Raw genomic sequence first — 18,137 nt, forward strand, 5'->3', positions numbered from 1 at the left:
GGCCCTTCGTTCTCATTCGGCGCGGTCCATGCGCTGAACGATGGCGTGAATGGTCACAAGCGACGTCTGAGTTGCGACACTGGGCCGATACTCCATGCCCCACAGGCCCTTATACCCAAGAGTTCGAAGCACGTGCAAGTGGGATTCCCAATTCTCCAGGCCGGTTCCGGGCTCCCCGCGGCCTGGAACATCTGCGGCCTGCACGTGTCCGACCAGGCCGACGTCGTCCGACATAAGATCGCAAAGATCCTCGCCCATGGTCAGTGAGTGATAGGCGTCCAGCAACAGACGCAGGTGCTTGGAGCCGACCTCGCGCACCCAGTCGAGCCCCTCTTCAGTTGAGGTCAAAAGGGAGCCCGGATGGTCGACTCGATCGTTCAACGGCTCCAGCAATAGCGTCACACCGGCCGCCTGGGCCAGCTTCGCTGCTTTGGCCAGCACCTCCAGCGCTGCTTCCCGCTGGTCTGCGAAAGAAATCGCCGGTTCCCTTTGACCGGCTACGACGACCAGGAACGGCTCGCCGAGAGCTAGTGCGGCGGTGATGGAGTCATTGACGCCTGCGAGATATCGGGCATGACATGCCCGGTCGCCAAGATCGAGCTGCGGATCGACCGTCATCGACACCAGTCTGGAGCCGGCCGACCGGAGTACCTCGCGAAGTCGACCGAGGTCTTTGCTGCGCCAGCCCCAGATCTCTACATTGGAGTATCCGGCTGACGCGGCTGCAGCAACCCTGTCGTAAATCTCCCCAGCTTCCGTAAAAAGGAGCTCGAGATTGACCGAGATCGTATCTCCGGCAGAGACATCGGGAGCGAGAGAGGTCCCGATCCTCTCCCGCTCCCCCATCCGCTCCGTCCCTTCAGGACGGCACGGACTGCTCGTGCCAGCTACTTCACGCCTCCCGCGGCCAACTCGGAACGCCAGTACTTCTGGAGGATCGAGAACGCGATGATGAGCGGAATCACCGCGAGGAACGACCCGGTGATCGTGACGTTGTACGGGATGCCTTCGGTCAGGCGGGCCCGCCAGTTCGCCAGTCCGACCGACAGCGGTTGAAGCGTGTCGTTGTTGAGCATGAGCAGCGGCAACAGATAGTTGTTCCAGATCGCCACGAATTGATACAGGAACACCGTGGCAAGCGCCGGCGACATGATCGGCATGGCCACCCGCCAGAAAATGCGGGCCTCGCTTGCGCCGTCGAGCCGCCCTGCTTCCAGCAGTTCGTCCGGCACTGAAGAGCTGGCGTAGACCCGCGACAAGTACACACCGAACGGGCTGGCGATGCTGGGCAAAAGCACCGCCCAATAGGTGTTAACGAGATGGACCTCGCTGAACATGAGGTAGAGCGGTAGCGCGAACATGACCGAAGGGACCAGGACCGCGGCGAGAATCACGTTGAAAATCGCTTCGCGACCACGGAACTTGAACTTGGCCAGCGCGTATCCGGCCATGGCGGAGAGGAACGTGCTGATCGCAGCGCCGCCGACGCAATAGATGACGCTGTTCAGCGCCCATATCGCGAAGATGCCGTTCTGCTGGCTGAAGACATCCCGGATATTTCCCCAAAGGTCGAAGTGGGAAAACCAGAGCCCGTTCGTGGTGAAGAGGTAAGCCTTGTTCTTGGTCGCCGAGACCAGGAGCCACCACACCGGCACGAGGGTGTAGATGGCGAAGAACGCCATCACGATGAAGGCTCCCGCGCGACCCGAGAACGAAACGTTGCGGGACTGCCGGGACGGCACTGCCCTGGTCGGTTCGGTTCGCTCAGCCACAGCGGTCATGAGCGTGCCTCCTTCCGCTGGGTGAATCTGAGGAATGCGAACGAGAGCACCAGCGTCACCAACGCGAGGATGATCGACTGCGCCGCCGCGTAGTTGTAGTTGTTGCCTGCGGCGGATTGCTGCGCAGCCATGATCGGTGTGAAAGTAGACGACACGGATGGCGCGACCTGCGAGAGAATCTGCGGGTCGTTGTAGAGCTGCGCCGTTCCGATGATCGCGAAAACCGCGGTGAGGATGAGGGCCGAGCGAATGGACGGGATCTTCACGTGCCAGGCGGTCCGCCACCAGCCGCATCCGTCTAGGCTGGCAGCTTCATTCAGCTCGCCCGGGATCGCCTGAAGGGCAGAGTAGATGATGATCATGTTGAAGCCCGTGTAGCCCCAGGTCATCATGTTCCCGATCGAGAAATAGACGAGGTTGCTGGAGAGAAAGTTCACGTTGAGCCCGAAGATCTGCAGGATCTGCGTGAACGGACTGATGCTCGGCTGATAAAGGAACGACCACATGATCGCCGCGATGACGCCGGGAAGCGCATACGGGAGGAAGTAGATCAGCCGGAACGTCTTCCGCAACGGCGCGAAGGCGGAGTCGAGCAGAAGCGCGAAGAAGAGACCCAGAATCAGCATGACCGGAACCTGGATGATGCCGATTGTGAAGACGCGGACGAACGACATCAGGAAGTCACTGTCCTGGATGGCTTTGATGTAGTTGCCGAAGCCGGCAAACACAGTTGTCGGTGCGGTCAGTCCCAGACCGCTGCTCTGCAGCCGGAAGAAGCTCTGGTAGAGCGAGTAGCAAATGGGTGCGACCATCATGGCGAGAAATACCAGGGCGAAGGGGCTCAGGAATAGGAACGCCGAACGCGTCCGTCGCTTGTCCGCTGATTTGGCGGGTCTAGGCGAAGTCTTCCGCGCAGTGCGATTGTCCGTGAGAGGACTGGCAGTCATGGCTGCTCCTTCATCAGGTCGGGGTTCGGGATGGTGCCAGGCGGCCGCCTGGGCCGCCTGGCACCGGTCTCGAGAGTGCGGACGGTCAGCCGGAGACGCTCAGTCCCTGGCTCTTCATGGTGGAGACCGTGTTCTCTTGTTCTTGAGTCACGAGGGCGGGGATGGTGCCCTGGCCCGCGCCGACCTGCTTGAGGCCGTCCTTGAAAGACGGCTGGAGCACACTCATTGTCGGGCCCCAAACCCAATTCGAAGGCGTATTCGCAGCGGCCTTCTTGAACACGTCGTAGACGTTTTGGCCGCCATAGAAGTCAGACTTCTTGCTGAGCACCGCAAGCTTCTGGCCGGACAACGCCGCCGGATAGATGCCCGTGTTGGTGATCAGGTTTGTCACACTGGAAGGGCTAGTGCTCATCCAGAGGGCGGCCTCCGTCGCCTGCTGCGGCGTCTTGCAGCCTTTGAGCACCGCGAACGAAGAGCCGCCGCGGTTCCCGGAGATGCTCTTTCCTTCCGTCCACTGTGGGAGCTGCACGACACCCAACTTTCCAGAGAGTCCCGGTGCGTTCTGTTCGATCAAAGGCGATGCCCACACCGCGCCAACCAGGGACAAGACCCGACCGTCCTGGAAATCCTTGTACCAAGCGGTGTCGAACGTCGGCTCGCTGACCACCAACTGCTTGTTGACCAAGTCCTGCCAGTAGCTTGCGACCTTCTGGGTCTGCGAGCCGTCGATCTTGACCTGCCACTTATTGTTCGCAGTACCGAACCACTGGGCGCCCGCCTGCCAGCTGAGCGCGCCGAGGTCATAGGCGTCCACCGGGAGGGTGGTTAGAAATGCCGCCGGATTCTTCGTGTGAACAGTCGCCGCGTCCGTTGCAAACTCGGCCCAGGTCTTCGGTGGCGTGATTCCGTACTGCGTGAAGAGGTCGGTGCGGTAGTAGAGCGCCATCGGCCCTAGGTCCTGTGGAATTCCGAGGACCTGCTTGCCGATGCTGCTCAGCTGCCAGGCGGCGGGGGCGAAGAGTTTCTTGCTGGAATTCGCGAACTTGGAGACGTCTTCGAGCGCGTTCGCGGCTGCAAAGCTTGAGAGAGTGTCGTAGCCCACTTGGCCAAGGCACGGCGCATTGCCGGCCTTGACGGCGTTGAGCATTTTGGCGTAACCGCCCGCGCTTCCAGCCGAAATTTGCGTGTAGTTGATTTGGATGTCTTTGTGCGATGCGTTGAAGAGCGCGACGGACTTGTCATATCCGATCGCGGCTCCCCAGAAGTCAACCGTTACCGGCTTGCTTGAACTCGAGGTCGGGGACGAAGACGCCCCGGAACCTGAACCGGTGCAGGCGGTCAGAGCTGTCACGGCCAGCGCGACCACTGCCGCCCCGACCATTAGCCGTTTCGAAGCCATTGATACTCCCTTGTTCGGGCCGACCGCCGTGGCGGCGACCGCTTCATGTGTCAGGACACTGTTGGTCTCGCTGCGAGGCGGTGCACTAGCGTTGCTCATTCTGTATCTATCTCCATTGATCAAACGCTTCGCAACAAGCACAGAACCGGGCCTCGGGTGGGGCCGGCGGGAAAGACTCGAAAAACGAGAATCGTGTCTCACTTGAGACAAGTGTGCTACTTGGGGGACTTTCGTGTCAACTTAATTCCAGTGACCGAAACTGATTCGTAATCAGCGCGATTTCTGTCCGTCGGCTTGCGTGTGCGCCTGAGGCGATGGCAAACTGAACTGATAATACTTTCTTGGTTTCGCGTATCGCGGGCCCGATCAGAGAGGAGGGCAAGTGAGGAGCGATACTCGTCGCAACATCGCCCGGCTGATGGAAGCTGTGGGCGAAGAGATCGAGCAGAATCCCGGCGGCGTCAACATGCAGTCCGCAGCTGCACGAGCCGGAATCAGTACCGCTACGGCTTATCGCTACTTCTCCTCCGTGGATGAGCTCATCGCCGCGTATGTGATCCGCATCTTTGACGAGCTGCGTTCGTTCTCTCATGATTGCCCCCTCTCCGGCGTGGAATTGTTCGACGCTGTACTCGCCCGATGGATAGATCTCGTCCTCGAGCACGGCAAGGTCATGGTGCAATTGCGCTCTCGAACTGGATATCTCGAGCGATGGGACGCCGGCGAGGCCGTGATACAGCGTTCGCGAGAGATCTGGGAGCGCCCGGTCGCAGCCTTGCTCCAGCAAATCGAGCAGCCCGAGTCGATGCTCCGTCAGGCGCTCTTCTTGGCTAATTTGCTGACGGACCCCCGTGAAATCATCGATCTGCACCAGACGGAGCACCTTGGAGCTGCACGCATCGCGGAGCACCTCGGCGATGCTGTTGCCGGCGCGATAACCGGGTGGGCAGAGAACACGCTATCGCGCGCCTATACCCGCTCGATCAACGCCTCCTGAGCGGCAAAAGGGAGCCTGCGACCGCCGGCTCCCTTTTTCTATTGGCATCGTCAGTTCAATGGGAATCAGACGCACGGCCGCGCCGGTCTGGCGCCGCAGCGAAGGCGAAACCACGTTTCGAGTCGGCCGGAGCGGACGACCGTTTGCTGGCGATCGTGACCGGTTGGTGTTGGCTGCAACCGTCACTGAGCCGCATGCCGCAGACCGCGCAGATCACAAGGCGACCTGCCCCCGGTTCGCCGCGTGCATCTGCTGCTCGAATTCGACCACACGCTCCAGTTCAGACAAAACACGTTCGGCATCATCGCGCGGTACGCAGACTATGCCGTCCCCATCTCCGACGACGATGTCCCCAGGATGGATCACCACACCGCCAATCGCGACAGCCTTGCCAACAGTTCCCGGCCCGTTCTTCCACGGCCCAGCAGGCGTGACGGCGCGCGCCCACACAGGGAACCCCTGAGATTCGATGTCGGCGGCATCCCGAACGGCGCCGTCCACAATCGCCCCCGTCGCCCCTTTCGCGGCGAACATCTGCGAGAGGATGTCCCCCATGACGGCTCGCCCGGTGTACCCGAAGCCATTGATGACGATCACATCGCCCGGACGAATCTCCGACACGGCTTCGATAACGGCGAGGTCGTCGCCGGCGGTCACGAGGACCGGCAAGGCGGTTCCTGCTGCTTTCGCGCCGGACCAAATTGGCTTAATTCCCCCGTCGGGCATGCCGAGCCGTCCGATTGCATCGCCGATGTTGGCTGTTGAGTGTGAGGCAAACGCTTCGACCACTCTTGCGTCAGGTCGGTCCCATCCCCTGTCGATGTGAACGTTGTCGGCGCCGACTTCTGCTGCCGAGTAGCCGTCGATCGTACGCTCGGTCATGCGTTGTCACCTCCCTTGGCGATTGTAGTTAAGGTCTTCTCTGTGGGATCCCATGCGGGGTCCAGGGGTTCCGGCACAACGACGGTCGATGAGACTTCAGTCGGAAGCCCTGTCTCCGCCGACCTTTGAATAGCCAGCAGGATGTCGAGAACATGGAGCGCCAACTGCCCCGAGGCTCTCTCCGTCGTTCCGCTTCGCAGGCTCCGTGCGAGGTCCAGCACGCCGACGCCGCGACCGAAAGTCGACCCGATTGCGGGGACCGCCTCCGGTTCAGCGTGGAGGGGCACCACACGCCCAGTGCCATCGAACCGATTTGGGTTTGGCACCTCGAGGGTGGCGTCCGTTCCATGAATCTCCAGGAGATCCCTCCACACACCCGAGTCGAAGCTGGTGATGAGTGTGGCCCGCGCACCGTCGCCGAACTCCAGGAGCGCCATATGTTGAGTGGGCACCATCACGTCGATGGACTCGCCCGCGCGTGGACCGATCTGCACCTGGCGTGCGGCTCGGGCGGTGGAGGAGATTGCTTGTACCCGACTCACTGGGCCCAGGTTGATGACGAGAGCTGACAAGTAGTAGGGGCCCATGTCGAGCAGAGGGCCGCCGCCTGGCCAAAAGTAGAAGTCGGGGTTAGGGTGTCCGCCTTCTGGGCCGGGTGATTGCATGATGGCCACTGCACTCTTGACGTCCCCGACACGGCCGGCGCGGATTGTGCGCTGCGCTGTCTGCAATGATGCGCCCAGGATCGTGTCGGGAGCACAGGCGACCCGGAGTCCACGTTGCTCGGCATACGTCAGTAAGGTCAAGGCATCATGGCGCGCGAGCGCGATCGGCTTTTCACTCCACACGTTCTTCCCGCTCCGCAGGATCTGATTCGAGACGTCGTAGTGAGCGCTCGGAACGGTGAGGTTGAGGACGATCTCAATGTCCTCGTCGGCGAGCAACTCAGTGATGCTCGTCGATCGGATCCCGAACTGTTCCGCACGTTCTTTTGATTTGGACACGTCCAAGTCGGCGATCGCGACCACCCTCAGATCCGGAAACTTGACCAAGTTGTCGAGGTAGTACTTGCTGATGACACCGGCTCCAATGATGCCGACCCCAACCGGTTCGAGGTTCATATCTCGGCGCCTTCCAGGTAACGCAGGCTCTCTTCAACGGCGGACATGGGGTCACCGGTGTAATCGTCCAGTTCGACGATCCGGACAGCATCCGGGGCGGCTCGCAAGATTTCGGCGATCGGCATCTGCCCCTGCCCGACCGGTTTCTGGTCGGCGAGCACGGTCGAGTACGGTCCGTCCTTCACGTGGATGAATTGGACCTTTCGGCCGAGCCGCGAAAGTAGCTCCGGTGCCGACGCTCCGCCGATCTCGACCCAGAAAGTGTCCACCTCCAGAATCACATCGTCATCGAGCGCGTCCGCGAAGATCTCCAGCCCGGTGGTCCCATCGACCGATGCACGCAGCTCATGATCATGGTTGTGGTAACCGACCGTCACCCCGTGGTCGCGCCCGCGGCGAGCGATCTCGTTGAGTTCGCTGGCGGCGGACTCGATATTCTGTCGCGTCGTCCAACGCGCGGGAGAGATCTTCGGATCAATCACCGTGCCGACGCCCAAGCGCGCCGCCGACGCAAGTGCGAGCTCCGCGTTCCCTTCCACAAGCGTTGCGTGCGCACTCAGTGGGGTCAGCCTTGTCGATGCGAGAGCTTCTGCGTATTGGTCGGCGTACTGCTCGATACGGTACAGTTCGACAGCTTTGAAACCCATGCCGGCCACTTGTGTAAGGGTCGCCGCAAGGTCGATCTCGAGTGATTTCCGCAGCGTGTAGAGCTGCACCGAATACGGCTGCTTACTCATTTGGCGCCTCCAGCTCCTGAACAACGGCGACGAAGCGGCGAAGGCCCTCCTCGAGCGACTCATCGTCGGTGGCAAATGACAGGCGCACGTGTCCCTCGCCCGAGACACCGAACTCCGAGCCGGCCCGCACGAGCACACCGCCCTCCGCGAAGCGGGCTGTCAGCTGTTCGGAGTTGAGCTTTGAGCGGATTCGGGGGAAGGCGTAGAAGGCTCCCTCCGGGCGGGCAACACTCAGACCGTTGATGCCATCCAGGTACTTCAGCACGAGATCCCGCCGACGCTGGTACCCGAGCGCGAGAGTGTGAAGCTCTCTTTCCGGAATACGGAGCGCTTCGATCGCTGCATCCTGGATGAATGTGCTCAACGGGCCATTGATGGTGCGGTGGACGAGGTTGATGGCGTCCGCAATTTCTTCTGCAGCTGCGATGAAGCCGAGGCGCCAGCCGGTCATCGCGTAGGACTTGGAGAACGTGCCCGCAAGGATGACTTGAGACAGCGACGACTCGAGTGTCACCGCCGAGTTGAACGTCAGATCGTCGAAAATGATGTCGCTGTATGCCTCGTCGCTGAGCAGGTACAGCTCCGGGTTGTTAGCCAGAATCCTCGAAAGTCCGGCGAGATCCTCGGCCCCGAACACGCCGCCGGTCGGATTGACCGGGTTGCAGAGGATGATCATCCGGGCGTCACCGGCCGCAGCGGCCAGCTGCGTCAGGTCTAGATGCCCATCGGGCAGGTTCGGTATCCACTCCGCGGTTCCACCCACCATTGCGATGTGATCCGCATAGAGCGAATAGCTGGGCTCCGGGATCAAGACTCGATCGCCAGGCGAGACCAACGCCATGATCGTGGCAGCTAGGCCTGCGCTGCCGCCGTGGGTCAACACGACATTGGCTGAACCGATGTCGTTACCGGTGGTGGCGCTGAGATGGCCGGCAAGTGCCCGGCGCAGGTCGGGTGATCCGGTGATCTGCGAGTACCGGGTCCGCCCCTCGCTCAGCGCCCTACGGGCGGCGGCCACGACGGTCTGCGGGGTGTCGCCATCCGGCTCCCCCATGGCGAGCGAGATTGAGCCCGGAACTGCGCTGCCGAGCGTCTTCGGTCGCCGGGACGCCAGCCGAATTCGGTCAGGCAGCGCTGCCGTCCGGTTGTCGATGATCGTGTTCATGGTTCTCCTTGGTACGGGTTGTGAGGCTCAGGGGTAGAGCCCGCGAAGCCGATGAGCATCGGCAACGCGCTCCACCGCGATTGCAGTCGCTGTAGCTCGAAGCGTGCGCCCGTCGGCTTCTGCGCGATCCCGCAGCTGTTCCCAGGTGTGCAACATCCGCTCTTTCAACTTCTCTTCGACGTCTGCTTCGGACCACCAGTAAGACTGTGATGACTGAATCCACTCGAAGTAGCTGACGATTACACCGCCCGCATTGGCGAAGATGTCGGGTACCACAAGCACGCCGTTATCAGCGAGAAGCTTGTCGGCTTCGGGGGTCGTCGGCCCGTTGGCGCCCTCGACGATCGCGCGAGCGCGCACGTCGCCGGCGTTGGCTTTGGTAAGGACGCCCTCTACGGCAGCTGGCACCAGCACCGTGACGTCGAGCAGAAGTAGAGCGTCAGCATCCATCGGATCGCTTTCACCAAAGCCGACCACGGTTCCTTCCCTGTCGACGTGCTGTTCCAGGGCTGCAATGTTCAGGCCATTGGAATTGAAGATGGCCCCGTATTGGTCACTAACCGCGACGACCCGGACCCCCGCGTCGGCAAGAAATACAGCTGCACCTCGTCCCACCTTTCCGAACCCTTGGACCGCGCCCGTAGCGCCCGTCCTGGCGACCCCAACGTGATCCAGTGCGGCGAGGCTGACGTGCCCGATCCCGTGAGAAGTCGCCGACGCCCGCCCGCGGGAGCCGCCGAGACCGAGCGGTTTGCCCGTGACAACGCCAAGAACGGTGTGTCCGGCGTTGACAGAGAAGGTGTCCATCATCCACGCCATGGTCATCTCATCGGTGCCGACGTCGGGCGCTGGGATGTCTCGGTCGGGGCCGATAAAGTGCGCGATCTCGCTGGTGTACCTACGGGTGATGCGCTCAAGTTCTCCCACGCTGTACTGTCGCGGATCGAGAGCGATGCCGCCTTTCGCGCCGCCATAGGGAACGCGAAGGAGCGCGCACTTCCACGTCATCCACATCGCTAGAGCGCGCACCTCGTCGAGTTCGACCATCGGGCTATAACGGATACCGCCCTTCGCGGGCCCGCGCGACAGGTTGTGCTGGACACGGTATCCAGTGAGCGTTTCGATCGATCCGTCGTCTCGGCGGAGAGGGACGCTCACCGTGAGTTCCCGACGAGCGTTCGCGAGGATCGAATAGGTGCCCTCGTCATAGCCCAGGTGATCGATCGCCTCGCGGAGCTGGTGCCGGGCGGAGGCGAGAGGTGTGGAGGTGTCCGAACTAGTGAGCGGGTTCATCGTGAAGCCTTGCTTTCCCGAGTCGGTCCGCGTCACTCGGCCGAGCTGGCGGCTGCCAGTCCCGCAGCCAACTCTTTGAGAATGGCGGGACTGTCGTAGGTGGGCAGGTGCACTTCAATGAAGACGAGTCGGTCGCGTAAGCGCGAGGCGATGTCGAGTGCGAAATCGAGCTCCGCGCGAGTCTTGACCACGAGCGTCTTGGCATTGCGGTCGGGGCCGAACACAGCCGGAAGCGCGCTCCAGTTCCACTCCGTCACGTCCTGATAGATCGCGTTCGGGCTCTGAATCGCCCGCTCGACGGTGTAGCCGCGGTTGTTCAGCAAGAAGACGACCGGTGTCAGATCGTTCTGCAGGATCGTCGCGAGCTCCTGGATCGTCAGCTGCGCGGCGCCGTCGCCTACGAGAAGTACCGGTCTGCGTTCGCGATCGGCTAGCGCGGCACCCAGCGTGGCTGGGACGGTGTATCCGATCGAAGACCAGATGGGCTGACCGAGGAGGTCGCTGTCGTCGGGCATCGCCAGTTCAAGGGCGCCATAGAAGGCCGTGCCCGCGTCCGCGATGACAATCGATTTGCTGGGCAGCCACCGCTGGATAGCCGCCCAGAAGATCTGCTGGGTCATTCCCTCGTCGTAAGCCGACGCCGCTTCCACTCCAGCGTGGGCTGTCGGCAGGTCCCCGTCGTCGGAGAGCCCGAGCTCAGTCACGACCGATCGCACCGCGTGCAGGCTGTCGACGAGGGTTACGTCGTAGAAGTGGGTGGCACCAATTCTCGCCTCAGTGAGACCGAGTTCGACGCTCTCCTGAGGATCGAACCCGTGCGAGAAGAACCCGGTGAGCAGATCGCTCAACACTGCCCCAGCCAGAATCAGTGGCGAAGCCGAGTCGACCATCTCGCGCGCTTCGGCGGATCGGGTCAGCGCCCCGAGGTAGGTACCCAAGCTTCGCGGATGTGACTCGTCGATGATCGCCTTGGAGCCGGATTGTGATGCGATGCGAACGCCGGGAACCTCTGCGAGCTCCCGAAGAGCTTGCTCCAAGCTGCGGCGATGCAGCCGCGGCCCGGCAAGGACGGTCACGTCACTGCTTCCGGCGAGTCTTTCGCGAAGCGCGCTGGTGAATCGAGCAAGGGAACCCGCATCGCTATATGGGGCGGTGAGCGGGTGTGCAAGGTTTGATCCATCGATCTGCGCGACCGCGACGTCCGTCGGGATCGATAGATAGGCGGGCTTACTTGTGCGAAGCGCGGCGATAAGAGTGCGATCAATGTCCGCCGCGGCAGTCTGCGCCTGCACAGTGACAGCGGCGGCTGTGAACTCCCGGTACGCCCGAACAAAGTGGTCGTAGTCCCCGTCCACGAGAGTGTGGTGCAGAAGGGTGCCGGCGCGCGCGGCCGCTGTCGACGGTGAACCGGTGATCTGAATGACGGGCACGTCCTCGGCGTAAGACCCCGCGACGCCGTTGATCGCGGACAGTTCGCCCACACCGTAAGTGGTGACGAGCGCACCGAAGCCCCGTCGGACGCGCGCATACGCGTCGGCCGTGTAGGCGGCGTTGAGCTCGTTCGTCGAGCCGATCCAGCTCAATTCCCCCGAGGCCAGCATCTCGTCGAGCAGGCTCAAGTTGAAGTCTCCGGGCAGCCCGAAGAGGTGATCGATACCGAGCTGCTTGAGCCGGCGAGCGAGGTACTCGCCGACCGAAACGGTGTCCGAAGCGTGGAGGTGCATACGTCGATTACAGCAACTTAGAAGCGAAAAAACAAGACGCTCTTCTCATTTGAAGAGGCGCTGAGTCCGAAACTCGCGTGATATCAATGGGTGATGTACTCTTAGTGAGAGGATCTTCTCAATTGTAAAGCGGAGGCTACGCTCCCATGCGCCAACGGTGCGTAGTTCCATGACCGTCAACCGGGAGTCCGTCCACGACGTCGTCGACGGAGAATGGACGGAAACACCCGGCTCGCGCATGCGGTCACCTCACCGGCCAGAAGGTCGGCAGGCCAGCTTCGCAACTCTCTAAGTCCTAGCGGACTTCAGAACCCACTCTTATGCACTTGACGAGGTCGAATCAATGTCACGCTCAGCGTTAAGCATCAAAGATGAGATCCTCAACGGACCCCACGGGAAGTTGACCGTCCGCTCGTTTCGAGCCATTTCTGGAGGGGCGCCCGTGGCCGGCATCGTATGGGTCCACGGCGGCGCTTTTGCTTTCGGAGACCTAGACATGGACGAAAGCGACTGGTTTGCGAGTCAGCTCGCGAGCGCCGGGATTTCAGTCATTAGCGTCGACTACCAGTTGGCGCCGTGGGAACCCCTTGCTCGTCTACGCAACATCCCCGCCCCTAAGAATCCAGGGTCTGCGCGATATCCGGTGGCGCTGGACGAAATTGAGCGAGCATTCGAATGGGCACGGTTGACGGCGCCTCAGTTGCCGTGGTCCCTAGGCGGCGCAAGCGCAGGCGCCAACCTTGCTGCTGGACTCGCCTTTCGGCTGCGGGACCGGAACCATGCAATGCCCGCGTCGCTCGTGCTTGCCTACGGCGACTTTCATTCGATGGCATTGCCACCACGCCCTGGGCTGGCGGCGAAAATCCAGTCATTGCCAGCAGAGTCTGCACTCTCTTCCGAGTTCATTGAAGCAATGAACCTGAATTACGTAGGCAACCCCGACTCACTTAGAGACCCATACGCCTTCCCAGGAGGGCACGATGCTTCGGGACTCCCGCCTACGCTGATCGTGAACTCGGAGTTCGACACGCTTAGGCCATCGGGTGAAGCGTTCGCCGCGGGGCTAGCCATAGCGGGCGTCGACGTCTTACATGTCTCGGAGCCCGGAACTCGCCACGGCCACCTTTCTCGCGACCAGCCAGAGGCGGCGAGAAGGAGTGTGGATCGTATCCTTCGCTGGATACGATCTACGACGTCGGGCCGACTCGGTCGGGCGTAATTCGCTCGACCCAGGCTGCTGCCTCTGCGGCGCCCGTCGTGGAGGCAGCTGGATCGATTGTCGACTCGACACCTCCGACGCGCTGGACGATTTCGGCGACGGTCTCGTCGGTGATGAGTCCACCGCTCATCGGAACCAACTGCGCCAGAGGAAGCGAGCGCACGGGCTCAAGTGAGGCGCGGCTGGCGCCGGCCTGGCTGAGGATTTCGTCGAAGATCGCGGCGCCGGCCGGGTCGTCGAGCCACTGGCCGACGGTCGACTGAGAGGAAAGTGTTGAACTGGTCATGATCGGTTCCTTGTCTGATGTGCGGGGGTCATCGGGTGGCGCTTTCGAGGAGCTGGAGAATGTGTCGGTAAGGATGGCCCGTTGCTCGGGTCATTCCCAACTCGCACGTCCGGTTCACCGACGCGTGAGCGACAGCACCTGCAGCGTTCGCCTCGGCAGCTTCGCGGCGCGTGGCCGACTCGGTCAGCTCGGGATGCAGCATCCCTCGGTCGCCGGCGAAGGCACAGCATCCCCAGTCGTCGGGAACGATCACCTCGTCCGCCACCGCGTTGCTGACCCGACGAAGTGCCCCGTCAAGTCCTAAGTGAACGGAGGAGCAGGTGGGATGCACCACCACAGAGGCGACCTTGTGCTGCGCGACGGGAAGCTTCGGCAGAACCTCGCGGTCGACGAATTCGACCACATCCACAACGGAGATATCGGCCGCCTCCGCAGCTTCGAGCAGGACCTGCAAGCCTTCAGTGCAGGAAGACGCGTCGCACACGACCGGCAGTTCCCCGTCGCGGGTCGCGCGGCGAAGCGATGCGGCAACCCGTGCTTTCATCGCCTCGTAACCTTCGGTGAGCCCTTTGGACTTCCACGGGGTGCCGCAGCACAGCGATGGAATGTCCTGTGGGGCTGAAACCGTCACGTCGGCTCGCTCGCAGAGGGTGAGGAAGGACTCGCTGACGCCGGTCTCGCCCACTGGTCCGAACATGGTGTTCGTGCAGCTGGAGAAGTAGACGGCAACAGGATCCGGTGCCGTTATCGCCTGGCGTTGTCTGCCTCCGGTGGGAAGATCGGCGGAGTATTCGGGGACCACATCTTTTCCCAGCACCGCACGGCCTATCGAGGTGGCGAATCGAGGGACCGCTTCGGGCAGGGCGTTCGCGACCGTCATCGCCACGCCGCCTGCCTTGCTGATCGTCCCCCAATGTTGGGCCGCGGACTTCCACCCGACCTGCATGACGGGGCCCTGATTCTCGGCACGGAGGCGTCGAACGAGATCGCCCGTGTTGATCAGCACCGGGCACGCGGTCTGACACATTCCGTCGACGGCGCAGGTCTGCTCGCCGTCGTACTCATACTCGCTGCGCAGCTCGGAGAGCAGGCGGGTGTCACCCGCAGCTTCGGCATCGGCCATTTCCCGGCGAAGGACGATGCGCTGCCGCGGTGTCAGGGTGAGATCCTGAGAGGGACAGACGGGTTCGCAGTAGCCGCACTCCACACAGCGATCGACCTCGTCCTCGACAGTCGGCGCTGTCTTCAGGTTGCTGACGTGACCATCAGGGTCCTCATTCAGCAGAACGCCGGGATTTAGCAGCCCTTTGGGATCGAACAGACGCTTGACCGCTTTCATCACTCCATAAAGTTCGTCACCGTACTGGCGGCGCACGAACGGTGCCATGATGCGTCCGGTGCCGTGCTCGGCCTTGAGGGTGCCTCCCTGGTCAAGCACCAGTTCCACCATCTCCTCGGTGAAGGCCTCGTACCGTGCCAGGGACTTCGGCTGGTCGAAGCGTTCGTTGAGCATGAAGTGGATGTTGCCGTCCTTGGCATGTCCGAAGATGACGGAGTCCTGGTACTGGTGCTTTTCGAAGAGCTCGATGAGCTTCCGACAGGTCTCATAGAGCCGTTCGACCGGAACGGCGATGTCTTCCAACAGTGCGGTCGTCCCGGTGGGACGGTTTCCCGCTACGAGCGTGTAGAGACCTTTGCGTATGTGCCAGAGCTGGGCACGGCGGCCGGGGTCCGTGGTCAGCTGGCCCGGCTCTGCCAACGCGAGAGCGGCGAAGACGGTTGGCGCTTCGGTCTGCCGCCGTTCGAGGTCGGCCGTAGTCTCCTCCTGATATTCCACCAGGAGTGCGGCGTGGTCCTGGACGCTCAACTCACGCAGTTCCTCTGTCGCCTCTGGATCACGTTGCGCAACCCGGAGGCTGGTCGCGTCCAGCAACTCGATGGTGGCGAAACCAGCTGCCACCAAAGCGGGCAGTGCTGACGTCGCAGCGGAGAGATCCGCGAAAATCAAGAGACCGGTCGCCATGTGCGGCTTGATAGCCACGGTGTTGAAGACCGCTTCTGCCACGAACGCCAGAGTCCCCTCGCTGCCGATCACGAGGTGCTCGAGGATGTCTACCGGCCGGTAGTGATCGACGAAGCTGTTCAATCCATAGCCCATGGTGTTCTTGATCGCGTAGAGCGACCGGATGGTGGCGACAGACTGAGGATTCGACCGGACCCGCTCGCGAAGTTCCCCCAGGCCTGCGTACAGATCGGGCGCGCGTTCGCGGAGGACCTCGTCCGCGTCGGGCAGCGCCGTGTCGATGATGGTGCCGCTCGGCAGAACGAGAACGGCGGACTCGAGAGTGCGGTACGTGTTCGAGTGGGTTCCGCAAGACATGCCGCTGGAGTTGTTCGCGACGACCCCGCCAATCGTGCAGGCGATCTCGCTTGCCGGGTCTGGCCCGAGCTTCCGGCCGTGGCGCGCCAGGCGCGTGTTCACCATTCGGACCGTGGCTCCGGGTCCAGTACGCACGCGGTTGCCAGCGTCGAGAATCTGGACCGACCGGAAGTGCTTCCGGGTGTCTACCAGCACGCCCGACGTGCCGGCCTGGCCACTGAGACTGGTGCCACCGGAACGGAACGTCAGCGGGATCCCCTGCGCTTGAGTGGCCCGGAAGAGCTGGCCGACTTCGGTGGCGGATGAGGGGGCAGCGACCGCTTGCGGTGTCAGCAGGTAGTGCGAGGCGTCGTGCGCCGCAGCCAACCGATCCGTTGCGCGGGTGGCCACCGATGCGCAGGCCCCCTCGATTGCGCGGAGAAGAGCCGGGTCGACGGCTTGCAGCCGGGTTTCAGTGGGACTCACGGCTGACCTTAGGTCCGCTCGAGCCGACCAAGAAGTCCAAGTCAGCCCCAGTGTCGGCCTGCATCACATGGTCGACATACAGCCGCTCCCACCCGCGCCGAGGCTTCGCGAACCCGTCGACGGTGGCTTCATTGGGCACGCGAGCAGCCAACTCCTCGGCGGGGACGTCGAGGTCGAGTCGCCGGTTGCGGACGTCCAGGCTGATCCAATCGCCCGTTTGCACCAGAGCGAGCGGACCGCCCGCTGCCGCTTCCGGTGTGACGTGCAGAACGACGGTTCCGTAGGCGGTGCCGGACATGCGGCCGTCGCAGATGCGGACCATGTCCCGCACGCCGCGCTCCAGCAACTTCTTCGGCAGCGGCATATTCGAGACCTCGGGCATCCCGGGGTACCCCTTCGGGCCACAGCCGCGAAGCACCATCACCGAGTTCTCGTCGATGTCGAGATCCGGGTCGTCGATGCGCGCGTGGAAGTCTTCGATGCTGTCGAACACCACCGCCCGGCCGCGGTGCTTCAAGAGATGCGCGGACGCTGCGGCCGGTTTGATGAGGGCGCCCCCGGGCGCGAGGGATCCGCGAAGGACACTGATGCCGGCCGCGGGCTGCAAGGGCGTCTCGCGCGGGGTGATCACGTCTTCGTCCCAGATGCGGGCGTCGGCCAGGTAGTCGACCAGCGGCTTGCCAGTAATGGTCAGTGCACTGGGGTCGAGCAGATCTTGAACTTCGCGCAAAACGGCGAGGAAGCCTCCCGCCCGCTGCAGGTCGTCCATCAGATACTGACCGGCCGGTTGCAGGTTGACCAGCAGCGGTACCTGGGCGCCAATCCGATCGAAGTCGTCGATGGTCAGCTCGATTCCGAGTCGGCCCGCGATCGCCAGCAGGTGAACGACCGCGTTGGTCGAGCCGCCGATGGCAGCCAGAGCGACGATGGCGTTGTGAAAGCTCGCCTTTGTCAGGAAGCTGCTCGGTCGCCGGTCCTCTGCGACCAGTTGGACCGCGAGCCGCCCTGTCTCGTGAGCGGACTCCAGTAGTCGACTGTCCGGGGCGGGCGTGCCGGCGAGGCCGGGAAGAACGGTTCCCAGGGCCTCCGCTACCAACGCCATCGTGCTGGCGGTGCCCATCGTGTTGCAATGTCCCTTGCTGCGGATCATCGACGATTCCGACTTCAAAAATTGCTGCTGGTTGAGGGTCCCGGCGCGGACCTCTTCACTCAGGCGCCACACGTCCGTCCCACAACCCAGAGGTTCGCCGCGGAAATGGCCGGTGAGCATGGGACCCCCGGGAACGACGACCGCGGGCAGATCCACCGAGGCGGCAGCCATCAGCAGCGAGGGGATGGTCTTGTCACATCCGCCCAGCAGCACCACCCCGTCGATCGGATTGGCTCGGAGCATCTCCTCGGTTGCCATCGCCGCCATATTGCGCCAGAGCATCGCCGTCGGACGCACCTGGGTCTCCCCCAGCGACACGACAGGCAGTTCGAGCGGGATGCCGCCGGCCTCGTAGATGCCGTTCTTCACCGACTGCGCCACTTCCGTGAGGTGCATATTGCACGGCGTCAGATCCGAGGCGGTGTTGGCGATCGCGATCTGCGGTCGATCGCTGAAGTCGTGCGGGAGGCCGCGCCGCATCCAAGCCCGGTGAATGTAAGAGTTGCGGTCGTCGCCGGAGTACCACTCCGAACTGCGAAGGTTCGACGCCATTGTTCCAACTTTCGGAATTGTGGTCTAATCAGTGAAACT

The 18,137-nt window shown here is 62.6% G+C and carries 15 protein-coding genes; 2 read left to right on the plus strand and 13 right to left on the minus strand.

Annotated elements, in window-relative coordinates; translation table 11 throughout:
• Window positions 1-12: 12 nt before the first annotated feature.
• The 4 genes from AB4079_RS09475 to AB4079_RS09490 all read right to left on the minus strand — a co-directional run bounded on the left by AB4079_RS09475 (window position 13) and on the right by AB4079_RS09490 (window position 4,127).
• Window positions 13-846 (minus strand): TIM barrel protein, encoded by an 834-nt coding sequence (locus AB4079_RS09475; RefSeq protein WP_441787042.1) that lies wholly within the window; start codon window positions 844-846, stop codon window positions 13-15.
• A gap of 41 nt (window positions 847-887) precedes the next feature.
• On the minus strand, window positions 888-1,781 hold the full coding sequence (locus tag AB4079_RS09480) for a carbohydrate ABC transporter permease (protein ID WP_441787043.1): 894 nt from the start codon (window positions 1,779-1,781) through the stop codon (window positions 888-890).
• The gene (locus AB4079_RS09485) at window positions 1,778-2,596 is read right to left on the minus strand and encodes a carbohydrate ABC transporter permease (RefSeq protein WP_441787044.1); all 819 of its coding nucleotides are present in this window, start codon (window positions 2,594-2,596) and stop codon (window positions 1,778-1,780) included. The genes AB4079_RS09480 and AB4079_RS09485 overlap by 4 nt, the downstream gene beginning before the upstream one ends.
• A gap of 217 nt (window positions 2,597-2,813) precedes the next feature.
• Window positions 2,814-4,127, minus strand: a complete 1,314-nt coding sequence (locus AB4079_RS09490) for an ABC transporter substrate-binding protein (RefSeq protein ID WP_441787045.1) — start codon at window positions 4,125-4,127, stop codon at window positions 2,814-2,816.
• Between the two features lie 382 nt (window positions 4,128-4,509).
• Here AB4079_RS09490 and AB4079_RS09495 point away from each other — a divergent pair, with 382 nt between their 5' ends.
• Window positions 4,510-5,124 (plus strand): TetR/AcrR family transcriptional regulator, encoded by a 615-nt coding sequence (locus tag AB4079_RS09495; protein WP_441787046.1) that lies wholly within the window; start codon window positions 4,510-4,512, stop codon window positions 5,122-5,124.
• A 213-nt stretch (window positions 5,125-5,337) separates the two neighbouring features.
• Here AB4079_RS09495 and AB4079_RS09500 read toward each other — a convergent pair whose 3' ends face one another.
• Genes AB4079_RS09500 through AB4079_RS09525 form a run of 6 tightly spaced genes read right to left on the minus strand, consistent with a single transcriptional unit; the run spans window position 5,338 to window position 12,046 of the window.
• Window positions 5,338-6,006: an RraA family protein gene (locus AB4079_RS09500; RefSeq protein WP_441787047.1), complete on the minus strand. Its 669-nt coding sequence runs from the start codon at window positions 6,004-6,006 to the stop codon at window positions 5,338-5,340.
• Window positions 6,003-7,127 (minus strand): Gfo/Idh/MocA family protein, encoded by a 1,125-nt coding sequence (locus tag AB4079_RS09505; protein WP_441787048.1) that lies wholly within the window; start codon window positions 7,125-7,127, stop codon window positions 6,003-6,005. Before AB4079_RS09505 ends, AB4079_RS09500 begins: the two co-directional genes overlap by 4 nt.
• Window positions 7,124-7,864: a sugar phosphate isomerase/epimerase family protein gene (locus AB4079_RS09510; protein ID WP_441787049.1), complete on the minus strand. Its 741-nt coding sequence runs from the start codon at window positions 7,862-7,864 to the stop codon at window positions 7,124-7,126. Before AB4079_RS09510 ends, AB4079_RS09505 begins: the two co-directional genes overlap by 4 nt.
• Entirely contained in the window at window positions 7,857-9,029 is a 1,173-nt protein-coding gene (locus AB4079_RS09515; RefSeq protein ID WP_441787050.1) for a pyridoxal phosphate-dependent aminotransferase, read from the minus strand. Before AB4079_RS09515 ends, AB4079_RS09510 begins: the two co-directional genes overlap by 8 nt.
• Before the next feature lie 27 nt (window positions 9,030-9,056).
• Window positions 9,057-10,322: a Glu/Leu/Phe/Val family dehydrogenase gene (locus AB4079_RS09520; RefSeq protein WP_441787051.1), complete on the minus strand. Its 1,266-nt coding sequence runs from the start codon at window positions 10,320-10,322 to the stop codon at window positions 9,057-9,059.
• A 32-nt stretch (window positions 10,323-10,354) separates the two neighbouring features.
• On the minus strand, window positions 10,355-12,046 hold the full coding sequence (locus tag AB4079_RS09525) for an alpha-keto acid decarboxylase family protein (RefSeq protein ID WP_441787052.1): 1,692 nt from the start codon (window positions 12,044-12,046) through the stop codon (window positions 10,355-10,357).
• Window positions 12,047-12,389: 343 nt separating this feature from the next.
• Between AB4079_RS09525 and AB4079_RS09530 the strand changes: the two genes are divergently transcribed.
• Window positions 12,390-13,265, plus strand: coding sequence for an alpha/beta hydrolase (locus tag AB4079_RS09530; protein ID WP_441787053.1), 876 nt, complete (start codon window positions 12,390-12,392; stop codon window positions 13,263-13,265).
• On the opposite strand, the gene AB4079_RS09535 is transcribed toward AB4079_RS09530, so the two are convergent.
• The 3 genes from AB4079_RS09535 to AB4079_RS09545 are packed head-to-tail and all read right to left on the minus strand — an operon-like array spanning window position 13,234 to window position 18,098.
• Window positions 13,234-13,551, minus strand: coding sequence for a hypothetical protein (locus AB4079_RS09535; protein WP_441787054.1), 318 nt, complete (start codon window positions 13,549-13,551; stop codon window positions 13,234-13,236). The genes AB4079_RS09530 and AB4079_RS09535 overlap by 32 nt on opposite strands.
• 28 nt (window positions 13,552-13,579) lie before the next feature.
• Complete coding sequence (locus tag AB4079_RS09540; protein WP_441787055.1) at window positions 13,580-16,396, minus strand: FAD-binding and (Fe-S)-binding domain-containing protein; 2,817 nt, start codon at window positions 16,394-16,396, stop codon at window positions 13,580-13,582.
• A complete protein-coding gene (locus AB4079_RS09545) occupies window positions 16,383-18,098 on the minus strand; it encodes an IlvD/Edd family dehydratase (protein ID WP_441787056.1) in 1,716 nt (571 codons plus the stop codon). The genes AB4079_RS09540 and AB4079_RS09545 overlap by 14 nt, the downstream gene beginning before the upstream one ends.
• Window positions 18,099-18,137 lie beyond the last annotated feature (39 nt).

The sequence above is a fragment of the Leifsonia sp. 2MCAF36 genome (genome assembly GCF_052115525.1).
In the GTDB taxonomy this organism is placed as follows: Bacteria; Actinomycetota; Actinomycetes; order Actinomycetales; family Microbacteriaceae; genus Leifsonia.

Excerpts from the sequence above, each read along its gene's own strand:
- AB4079_RS09475 (WP_441787042.1), bottom strand. The coding sequence starts at position 846 with ATGGGGGAGCGGGAGAGGATCGGGACCTCTCTCGCTCCCGATGTCTCT.
- AB4079_RS09480 (WP_441787043.1), bottom strand. The coding sequence starts at position 1,781 with ATGACCGCTGTGGCTGAGCGAACCGAACCGACCAGGGCAGTGCCGTCC.
- AB4079_RS09485 (WP_441787044.1), bottom strand. The coding sequence starts at position 2,596 with ATGATGGTCGCACCCATTTGCTACTCGCTCTACCAGAGCTTCTTCCGG.
- AB4079_RS09490 (WP_441787045.1), bottom strand. The coding sequence starts at position 4,127 with ATGGCTTCGAAACGGCTAATGGTCGGGGCGGCAGTGGTCGCGCTGGCC.
- AB4079_RS09500 (WP_441787047.1), bottom strand. The coding sequence starts at position 6,006 with ATGACCGAGCGTACGATCGACGGCTACTCGGCAGCAGAAGTCGGCGCC.
- AB4079_RS09505 (WP_441787048.1), bottom strand. The coding sequence starts at position 7,127 with ATGAACCTCGAACCGGTTGGGGTCGGCATCATTGGAGCCGGTGTCATC.
- AB4079_RS09510 (WP_441787049.1), bottom strand. The coding sequence starts at position 7,864 with ATGAGTAAGCAGCCGTATTCGGTGCAGCTCTACACGCTGCGGAAATCA.
- AB4079_RS09515 (WP_441787050.1), bottom strand. The coding sequence starts at position 9,029 with ATGAACACGATCATCGACAACCGGACGGCAGCGCTGCCTGACCGAATT.
- AB4079_RS09520 (WP_441787051.1), bottom strand. The coding sequence starts at position 10,322 with ATGAACCCGCTCACTAGTTCGGACACCTCCACACCTCTCGCCTCCGCC.
- AB4079_RS09525 (WP_441787052.1), bottom strand. The coding sequence starts at position 12,046 with ATGCACCTCCACGCTTCGGACACCGTTTCGGTCGGCGAGTACCTCGCT.
- AB4079_RS09530 (WP_441787053.1), top strand. The coding sequence starts at position 12,390 with ATGTCACGCTCAGCGTTAAGCATCAAAGATGAGATCCTCAACGGACCC.
- AB4079_RS09535 (WP_441787054.1), bottom strand. The coding sequence starts at position 13,551 with ATGACCAGTTCAACACTTTCCTCTCAGTCGACCGTCGGCCAGTGGCTC.
- AB4079_RS09545 (WP_441787056.1), bottom strand. The coding sequence starts at position 18,098 with ATGGCGTCGAACCTTCGCAGTTCGGAGTGGTACTCCGGCGACGACCGC.